Origin of the sequence: Buttiauxella cochleicola (genome assembly GCF_021282435.1) — a bacterium.
Classification (GTDB): Bacteria; Pseudomonadota; Gammaproteobacteria; order Enterobacterales; family Enterobacteriaceae; genus Buttiauxella; species Buttiauxella massiliensis.
Genome location: NZ_JAJSOT010000004.1, coordinates 167,125 through 180,956, shown reverse-complemented (window position 1 = coordinate 180,956; position 13,832 = coordinate 167,125). Strand labels below are relative to the sequence as shown.

Annotated in this window: 9 protein-coding genes; 4 read left to right on the top strand and 5 right to left on the bottom strand. The window is 50.5% G+C overall.

The annotated features are described in order from the left end of the window. Window positions 1–4 precede the first annotated feature (4 nt). Window positions 5–1,339, bottom strand: a complete 1,335-nt coding sequence (locus LVQ77_RS11700; RefSeq protein ID WP_232864653.1) for an MFS transporter — start codon at window positions 1,337–1,339, stop codon at window positions 5–7. Between the two features lie 173 nt (window positions 1,340–1,512). Between LVQ77_RS11700 and LVQ77_RS11695 the strand changes: the two genes are divergently transcribed. Further along, window positions 1,513–2,448 (top strand): LysR family transcriptional regulator, encoded by a 936-nt coding sequence (locus tag LVQ77_RS11695; protein ID WP_151993053.1) that lies wholly within the window; start codon window positions 1,513–1,515, stop codon window positions 2,446–2,448. A gap of 48 nt (window positions 2,449–2,496) precedes the next feature. Here LVQ77_RS11695 and LVQ77_RS11690 read toward each other — a convergent pair whose 3' ends face one another. Together LVQ77_RS11690 and ascF are read right to left on the bottom strand one after the other, a co-directional pair. Beyond that, window positions 2,497–3,927, bottom strand: coding sequence for a 6-phospho-beta-glucosidase (locus tag LVQ77_RS11690; RefSeq protein WP_232904504.1), 1,431 nt, complete (start codon window positions 3,925–3,927; stop codon window positions 2,497–2,499). A 17-nt stretch (window positions 3,928–3,944) separates the two neighbouring features. Then, on the bottom strand, window positions 3,945–5,402 hold the full coding sequence (gene ascF / locus LVQ77_RS11685) for a PTS cellobiose/arbutin/salicin transporter subunit IIBC (protein ID WP_232904503.1): 1,458 nt from the start codon (window positions 5,400–5,402) through the stop codon (window positions 3,945–3,947). 402 nt (window positions 5,403–5,804) lie between these two features. On the opposite strand from ascF, the gene LVQ77_RS11680 reads away from it, so the two are divergent. Beyond that, window positions 5,805–6,824 carry a LacI family DNA-binding transcriptional regulator gene (locus LVQ77_RS11680; RefSeq protein WP_232904502.1) on the top strand — a complete coding sequence of 340 codons (1,020 nt, stop codon included), beginning with the start codon at window positions 5,805–5,807 and terminating at the stop codon, window positions 6,822–6,824. A 29-nt stretch (window positions 6,825–6,853) separates the two neighbouring features. On the opposite strand, the gene curA is transcribed toward LVQ77_RS11680, so the two are convergent. Beyond that, window positions 6,854–7,885, bottom strand: coding sequence for an NADPH-dependent curcumin/dihydrocurcumin reductase (gene curA / locus LVQ77_RS11675; RefSeq protein WP_232904501.1), 1,032 nt, complete (start codon window positions 7,883–7,885; stop codon window positions 6,854–6,856). Between the two features lie 96 nt (window positions 7,886–7,981). Then, window positions 7,982–9,502, bottom strand: coding sequence for a methyl-accepting chemotaxis protein (locus LVQ77_RS11670; protein WP_232904500.1), 1,521 nt, complete (start codon window positions 9,500–9,502; stop codon window positions 7,982–7,984). A 293-nt stretch (window positions 9,503–9,795) separates the two neighbouring features. Here LVQ77_RS11670 and proP point away from each other — a divergent pair, with 293 nt between their 5' ends. Both proP and LVQ77_RS11660 read left to right on the top strand, forming a co-directional pair. Continuing rightward, window positions 9,796–11,301 (top strand): glycine betaine/L-proline transporter ProP, encoded by a 1,506-nt coding sequence (gene proP, locus LVQ77_RS11665; RefSeq protein ID WP_151993047.1) that lies wholly within the window; start codon window positions 9,796–9,798, stop codon window positions 11,299–11,301. A 944-nt stretch (window positions 11,302–12,245) separates the two neighbouring features. Next, on the top strand, window positions 12,246–13,814 hold the full coding sequence (locus tag LVQ77_RS11660) for an ABC transporter substrate-binding protein (protein WP_232904499.1): 1,569 nt from the start codon (window positions 12,246–12,248) through the stop codon (window positions 13,812–13,814). Window positions 13,815–13,832 lie beyond the last annotated feature (18 nt).

Sequence of the window (13,832 nt, the reverse complement as noted above, 5' to 3'; positions counted from 1 at the left end):
CTTTTTATTCATCACAGAAAGTTTTGCGTTCATGCCAGGCAATCAATGCACCGAATGTCACTACCGCGCAGAACATCAAATACCAGGCCGGAGCCATCGGTTGCCCGGTGACTTTTAACAGCCAGGTCACGATCAATTGCGCGAATCCCCCAAACAGCGTGACACCAATGGCATAAACCATAGCCATACCAGAAGCACGAACCGCTTTCGGGAAGGCTTCGAGGATCAACAAGAAAAAGGCGGCGGAACTGATATTGGCGAGGATCTGATCCACGGCAATCAGCGCCAGGGTAATACCGAGCGGCGCACCGTGCAGAATGGTGGCAAAGATCGGCCAGATCAGGGCAAATGATCCTAATGCGCAGGCGATCAAAATCGGTTTGCGCTTAGGTAATCTATCTGCCAACTTGCCACCGAAGAATGGCACCACCAGCGTTAATGCCGCTGCCGTCAAACTCACCCACCACGACGTGCTGGCAGGCATATGCAGCGTGTTAACCATATAAGCGGGCATGTAGTAGATGATGATGTAAAACGTAGTGGTGCCTTTCATCACCAGCAAAATGCCCAGTAACAAAGCACGGCGGTGTTCACGCCATAATGTGAGAGTCGGGCTTTCTGCGCTAACGGTTGGCGTCACTGTGTGAGTTTCAGCAAGCTGGCGGCGGATATACAAGCCAATCGGCATAATCGCCAGGCCAACAATAAACGGGATGCGCCAGCCCCAGTCGTAAAGCTGCTGCTCGCTCAGGACATGGCTTAAGCCCGCGCCCATCGCCGCACCAAAAAGTGCCGCACCGCCCTGGCTTGTCATCTGCCAGCTGACACGCGCGCCGCGACGAGATTTGTCCCCGGCTTCCATCAACCATGAGGTCGCCGCCCCTACTTCCCCGCCTGCAGAGAAACCCTGCAGCATGCGCCCGGCAACCAATACGACAGGAGCTAAGATCCCCGCCTGGTTATAGGTCGGCGCAAAGGCCACCATCATTACCCCCAGGGACATGAGCCCGAGGATCAGCGTCATCGCCGATTTACGTCCATGTTTGTCGGCATAGCTCCCTAACACCATGCTACCTAGTGGGCGCATCACAAATCCAACCCCAAAGGTCCCCACCGCCAGCAGTAACGAGGTGTAGTCATTGGAGCTTGGGAAAAAGAGATGACCAATGATCACCGAGAAAAAGCTGTAAACCGCAAAGTCGTAAATCTCGAGGCCATTGCCGAGAGTAACTGCCACCAACGACTTAGCGTTAGCGCGCTCCGGGACCAACGGCGCATCATACGGAAGCGAGGCTGACATCTCGGCATCCACTTGGGCATAGCTGACACGCTGTTTCATGCTCACGTCCTTCTTTGTTACTCAGATGTAAACAACTGGGAGGGGTTGTTTTAACTATCTGCATAAAAAAAGAACATTACAATCATAAAAATTAGTTATGCCTTTGGTTATCTTATTTGTATTGTAAGAGAGCAAATTTTGCACCACGGTGATGATTCTGGCGGGACGGAAAATTGAAAATCAAACTAAATCAGTTAGATATTTTGTTGGAAGTTGCCGCGCAAGGCAGCATCGGTAAAGCGGCAAAGGCGTTACACCTCACACAACCCGCGATTTCTAAAACAATTCAGGAAATGGAAGCTGAAATCGGCATGCCGATTCTGCAACGCTCATCACGCGGCGTAACATTAAATGAGTATGGGCAGGTTTTGCTGCGTCATGCACGGGACATCGATCGTTCGCTACATCAGGCACGGGATGAAATCGACAATCTGCTTGGCAAAGCCATGCGCCAGTTACGGGTAGGTTTTACTTCTGCCGCATCCTACGGGCCATTTACCAACACGCTGATTCAATTTCAGGCGCGTTATCCCGGCGTGAAACTCATTGTGATGGAAGGTCGCCCGCAGCAAATTCACGACGCGCTTGAGAACCAGCGACTGGATATCGCAGTGATAACCACCGCCAGCAATGCGGTGCAAAACGGTATGTATTACGAAACGCTATACGCTTTGAGCAACACAGTGATTGCCGGAATTAAGCACCCCGTAACGCACACCACCTCTTTGAAGAAATTGATGGATTACCCGTGGCTGGACTGGGACGAACCCGGTGAGCATTCGATTCTTGGGCAAGTTTTTCGTCGTTATAACCTACCGCTACCGCAAAACATTATTCACTGCTCATCGCCGTGGATTATGGCCCGTATGATGGAACAGACGGATGCGGTAAGTATGTGGACGTCAGTGCGCCTGCGCTTTCCCGGCTACAGCCCGAACCTGCGTCCGCTGGTGTTACGCGAAGTGCTTCCCGCCAGCAGCATCTGCATTTTGTGCCCCAATATCGCTCGTCTCTCAACGGCTGGAAATACCTTTATGGAGATGCTACGGATTAATACACGCGACTGGTTGCAGGATAGCGATGCTCTGGAGATGGTGGTGCGGGTTTAAATGTTTTACTGCGGGCAGGCTACAAAGCCTGCCCGCATGACGCACAAGTTAGCTCAAATCAGAACCGTTACTGGCAATCACTTTCTTGTACCAGTAAAACGATTTTTTGCGCGTGCGGGCGAGCGTGCCGTTACCCTGGTCGTCGCGGTCAACGTAGATAAAGCCGTAACGCTTGCTCATTTCCCCGGTCGAAGCCGATACCAAATCAATGCAGCCCCAGGATGTGTAACCCATAACCGGGATACCGTCGTCGATAGCATCTGCCATCGCTTTGATGTGTTCACGCAAATAACTGATGCGATAGTCGTCGTTGATTTCACCCTGCTCGTTAATTTCGTCTTTTGCACCGAGTCCATTTTCCACCAGGAATAACGGTTTCTGGTAACGGTCGTACATCATGTTCATGGTGATGCGCAGACCCAGAGGATCAATACCCCACCCCCATTCACTCGCTTGAATATGCGGGTTTTTCAGGGATTTCACGATGTTTGCCGCATTGCTGTTTTGATCGTTCATATCAGCCGAAGCGCAACGCGAAGCGTAGTAACTGAATGAGACAAAATCGACGGTATTTTTAAGGATTTCGTCATCACCAGGCTGCACTTCAAGCTCAAAACCTTTCTCGCGGAACAAGCGTTTGGTATAAGCCGGATAAGCACCACGCGCCTGTACATCAATAAAGAACAAGTTCTCACGGTCTTTTTCCAGCGCCGCCCAGACATCTTCAGGCTTGCAGGAGTACGGGTAGAAATTCCCACCCGCTAACATACAACCCACTTGGTTGTTAGGATTCACTTCGTGGGCGATTTTAGTCGCCAGGGCGCTTGCCAGCAGTTCGTGGTGCGTCGCCTGGTACTTCACTTGTTCTTTATTATCGCCTTCTTCGAATACCAGACCTGCGCCAGAGTATGGGCTGTGCAGCAAGATATTTATTTCGTTGAAAGTGAGCCAGTATTTCACCAGGCCATCAAATGCTTCAAAACAGGTGCGCGCATAGCGGGTGAAAAACTCCACCATTTTGCGGTTACGCCAGGAACCATACTCTTTAACCAGATGCATTGGCACATCGAAATGGCACAGCGTGACCAGCGGTTCGATGCCCTGTCTTTTGCACTCGGTAAACATGTCACGGTAAAAAGCGATGCCTTCCGCATTAGGTGCTAACTCGTCACCATTCGGATAAATACGGCTCCAGGCAATGGAAGTACGAAATACGGTGAAACCCATTTCAGCCATCAGCGCGATGTCTTCTTTGTAACGATGATAGAAATCGATACCGACATGACTCGGGTAGTATTCGTCATCACGCAAGCTAAAACGCTTTTCGATACCCAGTTTTACCGACATTCGGTCTTTACCATGCGGGATGGTATCAACCGTGGTTAGCCCTTTACCGCCTTCAAGATATGCGCCTTCAGCCTGGTTCGCCGCAATCGCACCGCCCCATAAAAAATCCTTCGGAAATATAGATTCGCTCATGAGATTCCTCTTCTAAATTAATTAGCGCTTACGGATGCAACAACAGCGTTTTGCTGTACTTGTTCTTTCTCTTTACTTTGCTCTTGTTCAACCGGGATATCTTCGAAGCCCAGTAACAGTGTCAGGAAGAAAGAGAGCACAACCGCCAGGATCATCACGCCAAACACCCATACGATGCTCATTGGATTCGCCGGGTCAAAGAACTGCACGCTGGTAAATAAGCCTGGTGAGGCCATTGAATGGCTCGCAAGCCCGCCAATTCCGGCGACCGCACCGCATACAAAACCACTGATAAGTGCCGCAATCAGTGGACGTTTCAGACGCACCGCCACACCGTAAAGTGCAGGTTCAGAAATCCCCGCCACAATCGCCGATGCTGCTGCAGCCAGCGCCGTCTGGCGCAATTCCGGGTTTTTCGTTTTCCATGCCACAGCCAAAGATGAACCGCCGAGTGACAAGTTGGCACCGATTTCAGATGGCATAACCATCCCTTCTTTGCCTGTCTCTGCAATGGTTTGAATAATAGATGGTGTAAATACACGGTGCATACCGGTCATCACCAGCAGCGGCCACAGCGCGCCCATAATCGCAACCGACAGCCAGCCCAAATAGCTATGAATGGTGTAAACCAGTGATGAAATACCGGTACCAATCCAGATACCCAACGGACCAATTAGCATGATGGCAATCGGTGCGGAGATAAGCACAATCAGCATCGGCTTGAGGAAGTTTTTCGTTACTGCAGGTGTAATGCGATCAACCCATCTTTCGATATAAGAGAGAATCCATGTCATGCACAGCGCTGGGATAACGGTATAAGTGTATTTCACCGCAGTGACCGACATCCCCATAAATTCAACGTGTTGGCCTTGTGCTGCCTTCGCCATCAAATCAACAAAGTTTGGGTGAACCAGCACGCCAGCAATGGCGATAGCCAGCGACATATTGGTTTTGAATTTAACCGCCGCAGAAGCCGCGACCATGACTGGCAGGAAGAAGAACGCGCCATCACCAATCACATTCAGAATGACGAGTGTTGAGGAGCCTTTTTCAAAGACGCCCGTCATGTCCAGAATCATGGCGAGCAATTTCACCATCGAGCCACCAATAATGGCTGGAATCAGCGGTGACATGGTGCCAATCAATGCATCCAGAATCCCGGCACCAATGCGTTTCAGGGTGATTTTGCCTTTCCCTTGTGCAGGCTCGGCTGGCTGCATACCTTCTGGCAGGAGTTTTAGCACTTCAGCGTAGGCCTGAGAAACCGTGTTACCGATAATCACCTGGCACTGATTTTCACTACGAACAACACCCATCACGCCATTGATAGCTTTCAGTTTTGCAGTATCTACGATGCTGTCGTCATTGAGTACGAACCGCAAACGCGTCATGCAATGAGTCACCGCGCCAACGTTACCTGCGCCACCAATTGCGTCGACTATCGACTGAGATACTGCCGCATAATTCTTAGCCATGAGTTATCACTCTTTTTATTTAAATTCATGATGTTATGAATATATTTTCCGGTGACACCGCATCGACTTGTAGGGAGTCCGAGAAATAGGTAACCGGTTCCACATTAGATTGACCAAGCAAAACAAACATATCAAACACTAATTTTACATATTGTTAATTTTGTGATTACGATCGCCATAATCTGCCTTTTAAGGCCACTAACACCGCTTTCATACCCTAAATAATTCGAGTTGCTTCGAGGCGGCAAGGGAATGAGTCCCTGGGAGCTTACTTAAGTAAGTGACCCGGACGACATCACGCAGCCAACAAAGAAGCAGCTTGAAATATGACGGGTATGGGGCAGTATTTTGTCGCCGCGGAATGTGTAAAATGGCCGCATTCATAAAAGCCAGGAAGCTCCAATGTCGACAATGCTAGAAGTGGCAAAAAAAGCCGGTGTCTCAAAAGCCACCGTTTCACGTGTTCTGTCCGGGAAGGGATACGTCAGCGAAGCCACGAAAGAGCAAGTCTATAAAGCCATTGAGGAGGCGGGGTATCGGCCCAATTTACTGGCGCGTAATCTGGCGACGAATAAATCGGAATGCATTGGTTTAGTGGTCACCAACACGCTTTATCACGGCAGTTATTTCAGCGAAATACTTTCTCAGGCGGCGAAGAAATTAGAAGACAATGGTCGCCAGCTTATTCTGGTCGATGGTAAACACAGTGCGCACGAAGAACGGGAAGCTATTCAGTTTCTGCTCGATTTACGCTGCGATGCGGTCATTATTTACCCGCGTTTTTTAACCATTGATGAAATGGATTTGATTATTGAGCAGCATAAAAAACCCATTATGGTGGTTAACCGAAAATTAAGAAAAAACCAAAGCCACTGCGTTTTTTGTGATCATAAAGGCTCCAGTTTCCAGGCAACAAAATATCTTATTGAACGCGGGCATCGCGATATTGCCTTTATTACCGGCTCAATGGACTCCCCTACCGCTATTGAGCGTTTATCAGGCTATAAAGAAGCATTAAATCAATATGATATTGGTGTAAATGAAGATCTGATTGCACAAGGAAAATGGACGCCAGCCAGCGGAGTTGCGGCAGTTGAAACGTTGCTTGCGCGCAAAAACAAGATCAGCGCAATCCTCGCCAGTAACGATGAAATGGCGGTTGGTGCAATGAAACAATTAAACGATATGGGTATTTCTGTTCCTCATGAAATATCAATTATCGGTTTCGATAATATACCTACCGCACCTTATCTCTCACCTGCTTTAACCAGTATCAAAGATCCGGTGAGCGATATGATAAGCGAGGTGATCAACCGCTTAATATCGATGCTAGATGGTGGATATTTGTCGAAAGAGAATGTGTTCACATCGGATTTGTTAGCGAGAAATTCAGTGATTGACGGGCCATTTAAAGATAAATAAAAGCGGCGCGAACTGCGCCGCTTTATACATCACTCTGCGACTTTAACAATCACCTTGCCAAAGTTCTTGCCGCTCAACAGACCGCGGAATGCTTCCACGCTGTGTTCCAGGCCATCAACAATATCTTCGCGGAACTGGATTTTTCCTTCCGCCAGCCACTGGCTCATCTGCTTAAAGAATTGCGGGTAGCTGTCGCTGTAATCCTGAGAAATAATAAAGCCTTGCACGCGCAGGCGTTTTTTAAGGATCGTGCCCATCAGCAGCGGTAATCTGTCCTGTTCAAACGCACTATTAGCCCCGTTGTACTGGCTGATAACACCACATACCGGTACACGTGCTTTGGTGTTCAGCAGTGGCAGAACCGCATCAAACACGGCGCCGCCGACATTTTCAAAATAGACATCAATGCCTTTGTCACAGGCTTTTTTCAGCTGTTCGGCAAAATCCGGGGCTTTGTGGTCAATGCAGGCGTCAAATTTCAGCGTTTCAGTGACGTAACGGCATTTATCCGCGCCCCCTGCAATCCCTACGACTTTTGCGCCCAGCAGTTTTGCCACTTGCCCGACAACCGAACCCACTGCACCGCTGGCTGCCGCGACCACCACGGTTTCTCCGGCTTTTGGCTGGCCAATATCGGTCAGTCCCATATACCCGGTAAAACCAGGCATGCCGAGCAAACCAAGCGCATATGAAGGGTGCTGCATATTCGGATCGAGTTTTTGCACATCGCTGCCATCAGACAACGCGTAATCCTGCCAGCCGGTATAGGCCAGAACCAGGTCGCCATCTTTATAGTCCGCATGTTGAGATTTTTCGACACGGCAGACGGTGCCTGCACCAATGACATCGCCAATAGCCAGCGGTGCGGAATAAGACTCGGCATCATCCATACGCCCGCGCATATACGGATCAAGAGATAAATAGAGCGTACGCAGCAGTAATTGTCCTGCAGCGGGTTGCGGGACAGGCGCTTCTTCCAGCTTGATATCTTGACTGGTCGGCATGCCTTGCGGGCGTTTCGCCAGCACAAAGCGGCGGTTAATCTGGGACGACTGAGTCATAACGCTCTCCATTGATAGGGTCGTGAGTAAAAATTCAATTAGTCCCAGACTAGCTAATAATCCACCGACATGGGGTGAAAAATGTGCCATTTAACATCAATGCAAAACCGTCACGGCATCTTCCAGACGCGTTGCCCGATGTTTCACCATCGCCGACACTTCTGCGCTTTCTTCGACCAGCGCCGCATTTTTCTGCGTGATGGCGTCCAGTTCTGCGACCGCACGCGTTAAATCAGAAAGCCCTTCCGCCTGTTCGGAAGTGGCGTGGCTAATTTGCCCCAGCAACTGCGTGACGTTGCGCACCTGCTCCACAATGTCATTCATGGTGCGCCCCGCGGCGTGAACCTGAATGGTGCCGGACTGTACTTTACTGGCGCTGGCATCAATCAGTTTGCGGATATCGTTTGCCGCCGTGGCACTGCGTTGCGCCAGGTTTCTCACTTCTCCGGCAACTACAGCAAAGCCTTTGCCCTGCTCTCCGGCTCGTGCTGCTTCCACCGCCGCGTTAAGCGCCAGGATATTGGTCTGGAAGGCAATGTCATTGATAAGGCTGGTAATGGAGCCGATACGTTGCGTACTGTCGGCGATGTCATCCATGGTAGTCACAACAGTTTCCATCGCCTTGCCACCGTGGGCTGCGGCCTCGCTCGCGGAACTTGAAAGCTTATCAGCGGCTGCGGCAGTTTCTGAATTGTTCTGCACCGACACCGCCATCTGGCCCATAGTGGTAACGGTTTGCTGCACGTTGACCACCGACTGGCGCGTGCGCTCATTGAGCTCCACATTGCCCTGGGCCAGCGTTTCGCTGCCGCTGCGCACGTTCTCAACCTGATGGCTGACATCATGAATTAGCCAGCGGCACATCAAACCTAGCTGGCCAATGGCACGCAGCGTCATACCAATTTCATCCGTTCGCGCAAGATGCTGCACACGCTGTTGATTTCCGGTGGCGACTTCCAGCGCCTGGCGGGCGACATTTTCCAACGGGCGGGCAATTTGCCATTCGAGCAGCAAGCAAGCCACCACACTCGCCAGCGCGCTAATCAACACCGGAAGCGAACCCAGACCTAACGATAAAGAAGCGGCCATCATCAGCACAAACACGCAACTCATGATCATACGAATACGGCCCCGCAGCCGTAACGCGGGTAATTTCCCCAGCCAGCCTTTACGCAAAACCAGGCCTTTAAACAGGCTACGTTTGCAGCGCCCTTCTTTGAGCGCTTTATAGAGCGGCTCGACCGCGGCGATCTCTTCAGGCTTCGCTTTAGTGCGAATTGACATATAGCCCGTCGTCTTGCCATTGCGAACCACCGGCACAACATTCGCCCTTACCCAGTAATAGTCGCCGTTTTTGCGCTGATTTTTAACGATACCGGTCCAGGGTTCTCCTTTTTGCAGGGTGAACCACATATCGGCAAAGGCGGCTTTGGGCATATCGGGATGCCGCACGAGGTTGTGGGGCTGCCCGGTGAGTTCATGAAGCTGGTAACCACTCACCTGCACAAATGCGTCGTTCGCATGGGTGATTGTGCTTTTTAAATCGGTTGTCGACATCAATGTCGTGTCGTCATCAAGCAGGTATTCATGCTGTGTAGCAGCCGCGCGCGCAGTCATAGCAACTCCCTTGGCAGGTTATCCAATTGTTAATATTTTTAGTTGTATTGTTATTTCGGCGCTGCAAAATTTTACTTTAGCGGTTAAACTTGACGGCGATCACACTTTTTTAACTAAGCCATATTTTTTATAATGATTTTGGATGGGGAGCACATTTCCCATTAATTTCATGAAGTTATTAATGAAAATGTCATAGTGACGCTAAGTGCTGGAGTTTTGACCTTCAATTTGCAATCGGCACACTACACTTAGTACGGGGCCGTTTCGCCCCCGCAAGGAAAAAGAGGATAATAATGTTAAAAAGGAAAAAGAAAGTCAGACCTATTAAGGTCAGTGACGTCACCATCATCGACGATAGTCGCCTTAAAAAGGCAATTACCGCCGCCTCGCTTGGCAATGCGATGGAATGGTTTGATTTCGGCGTATACGGCTTTGTTGCTTACGCCCTCGGTAAGGTTTTCTTCCCGGATGCCAGCCCTAGTGTGCAGATGATTGCCGCACTGGGTACCTTCTCCGTTCCCTTCCTGATTCGCCCGTTGGGTGGCCTGTTCTTCGGCATGCTCGGTGACAAATATGGGCGCCAGAAGATCCTGTCCATTACCATCATCATTATGTCATTGAGTACCTTCTGCATTGGCCTGATTCCGTCGTACGCGACTATTGGTATCTGGGCGCCAATCCTGTTGTTACTTGCGAAAATGGCGCAAGGGTTCTCAGTGGGTGGTGAATACACTGGTGCTTCGATATTTGTCGCCGAATACTCACCAGACCGTAAACGCGGCTTTATGGGCAGTTGGCTGGACTTCGGTTCCATCGCCGGTTTTGTCTGTGGTGCGGGTGTCGTGGTGCTGATTACCGCTATCGTCGGTGAAGCTAACTTCCTTGAATGGGGCTGGCGTCTGCCGTTCTTCCTGGCGTTACCATTAGGGATTATCGGCCTGTATCTGCGCCATGCACTGGAAGAAACTCCAGCGTTCCAGCAGCACATCGAAAAGCTTGAACAAGGCGATAAAGAAGGTCTGACTGATGGCCCAAAAGTCTCGTTCAAGGAGATTGCGACCAAACACTGGCGCAGCCTGCTGACCTGTGTCGGTATCGTGATTTCGACCAACGTGACTTACTACATGTTGCTCACGTACATGCCGAGCTACCTGTCGCACAACCTGCATTATTCCGAAGAACACGGCGTGTTAATCATCATCGCCATTATGATTGGGATGCTGTTTGTGCAGCCGATGATTGGCCTACTGAGTGACCGTTTTGGCCGCCGTCCATTTATCGTCGTCGGTAGCCTGGCATTGCTTGTTCTGGCGATCCCGGCCTTTATTCTGATTAACAGTAATGTGCTGGGGCTGATATTCGCCGGGCTGCTGATTCTGGCAGTCGTGCTGAACTGCTTCACTGGGGTGATGGCTTCGACTCTGCCCGCCATGTTCCCGACGCATATTCGTTACAGTGCCTTAGCCAGTGCCTTTAATATTTCGGTGCTGGTTGCGGGTGTGACCCCAACGGTTGCGGCGTGGTTAGTGGAATCGACCGAAAACCTGATGATGCCAGCGTATTATCTGATGGTGGTGGCGGTTGTCGGTTTGATTACTGGATTGACGATGAAAGAGACGGCGAATAAACCGTTAAAAGGCGCAACACCTGCGGCCTCTGATATCGCCGAAGCGCGTGAAATTGTTCAGGAACATCACGATAACATCGAGCAAAAAATCGAAGATATCGACCGTGAGATTGAAGAATTACAGGCGAAGCGTACCAATCTGGTGGATCAGCACCCGCGCATCAACGAGTAATTTCTGACTGATACAATTTTGACTGCTATAAGGACGCCGGGTATATGCCCGGCGTTTTCATTTCTGCATTACCGCTTACACCTCTGTCTCTTAGTCACATCTCCGTGAGTCGTGAGACAGTTCCGTTCACCCGGTGTTCAGTGTTTCATGTGGCCACTGTACCGGTGAACGTCTTAGGGTGGCCACCGTCGCCACCCTAAGAACCCGGACTCCCGGCAAATCAATCACCGCAAGCGGTAAACACCGTTTTTCACCCAACATTCGCGGTCGTTCGCGACTCGTTTATTCGGCACATCCCTGTGCCGAACCACTTCGTGGCCAACGCAAGCGTTGTTCAAAAATGTTCCTGACATTTTTGTCCGACGATCGCTCACTCACGTGGCTCCCGGCCACGTGACCCCGACTGAAGGGTGAAAAACGGCGCGATTGAAGCCGGAACCTAAGGTCAACGTCAAAACCCAAAGACAGCACCGAGCCGGTTTTGACCTTGTTCCCGGTATAAATTGCCCCAGTGTTCCCCATAAGTCAGGGTTGAGCTGCCGGGAGCAGCGAAAGAGAGCGATCGTCGGGAACGAGTCGCGAACGACCGTGATGTTGGGGATAAGCTGGGGTTTACCGCGCAGCGGCAATTTAATGACCGGGCGCCTGGATTATCAAGGGATTGGCGTTAATCCCTTGATACGTTCACCGTGTGCAGGAATTAAAGAGATAACTGAACGCACGGGTGAACGGAAAATCAACGAGGCTTACAGATCTCACTCTGACAAAATTGCTCGAGTAAGTTGCGTATAAGAGACAGCTCATTCCTGGTGGGAATGGGTTATACCTTATGTTTATAAGCAAAGTATTATTTGGACTTTGTGAATATCCATTACTCACCTAACGTAACCCAGTCCGCGAATAACAACTCATAAAGAATTCCTCTCTTTTACGCAGGGTGCAATATGCAAAGAAAAATACTGCCGTTAATGCTCTTAGCTGCAATCTCCGCAAGCAGCTTTGCCGCCACACCGCCAAATACTTTAATTGTTGCCCAGGGACTGGACGATATCGTCAGCCTTGATCCTGCGGAAGCTAATGAGCTGTCGAGCATTCAAACTGTGCCAAGCCTTTACCAGCGCCTGGTGCAGGCTGACCGTGAAGACCCTGCCAAATTAGTCGCGGTGCTTGCAGAAAGCTGGCAGGGCGATGCGGCTAACAAAAAACTGACCATTAAACTGCGCCCGGATGCCAAATTCTCATCGGGTAATCCAGTGCGCCCGGAAGACGTGATCTTCTCTTATACCCGTGCAGTTACGCTCAATAAGTCCCCGGCGTTTATCCTTAACGTCCTGGGCTGGCAGCCAGACAATATCGCCAGCCAATTGAAAAAGGTCGATGACCACACGCTGGAATTGCACTGGACGGCTGATGTTAGCCCGGCGGTAGCACTGAATATTCTCTCCACGCCGATTGCCTCTATCGTCGATGAAAAAGCCGTTACCCCGAACGCGAAAGCGGGTGATTTCGGCAACGAATGGCTGAAAATGCACTCTGCGGGCAGTGGCCCATTCAAGATGCGTGTTTACCAACCGCATCAGGCCATTGTGTTAGACGCGAACCCAACCTCACCGGGCGACGCGCCAAAAGTTAAAAACATCATCATTAAAAACGTTCCAGACCCGGCAGCTCGCCGCTTGCTGATTCAGCAAGGTGACGCCGATATTGCCCGCGATCTGGGTGCGGATCAGACCAGCGCGCTGGAAGGAAAACCGGGCGTGAAAGTGCTGAGCATCCCTTCTGCCGAGCAGAACTATATGGTGTTCAATGCGGGTAACGATGCAAATCCGCTGTTGAAAAACCCTGCCCTCTGGGAAGCCTCTCGTTATCTGGTGGATTACCAGGGCATCACCAAAGATCTGTTGAAAGGCCAGTACTTTATTCACCAAAGTTTCCTGCCGGTTGGTTTCGCCGGGGCTCTGGACAACAATCCATTCAAATTTGACCCGGCAAAAGCGAAAGAGATCCTCGCCAAAGCAGGTATCAAAGACGCGCACTTCACGCTGGATGTAGAAAATAAACCACCGTTTATCACCATCGCGCAGTCTATGCAGGCAAGCTTTGCTCAGGGCGGTGTGAAGATTGATCTTCTGCCAGCCGCGGGCAGCCAGGTGTACGCTCGTGTTCGTGCTAAACAGCATCAGGCGGCAATTCGTCTGTGGATCCCGGATTATTTTGACGCCCACTCCAACGCCAGTGCCTTTGCTTATAACGATGGCAAAGCAAGTACCGTTGCAGGTTTAAACGGCTGGCAAATCCCGGAGTTGAGCAAGCAAACTCTGGCCGCAGTTGCGGAAGCTGACCCGGCGAAACGCCTGGATCTGTATAAAAAAATACAGGAAGAAGTTCAGCACAATTCGCCGTACGTATTTGTTGATCAGGGTAAAACCCAGATCGTGGTGCGTGAGAATGTGAAGGGCTACCAGCAAGGTTTGAATGCGGATATGGTGTATTACGATCGAGTGAGCAAATAACTGCTTTGTCTCCTTTCT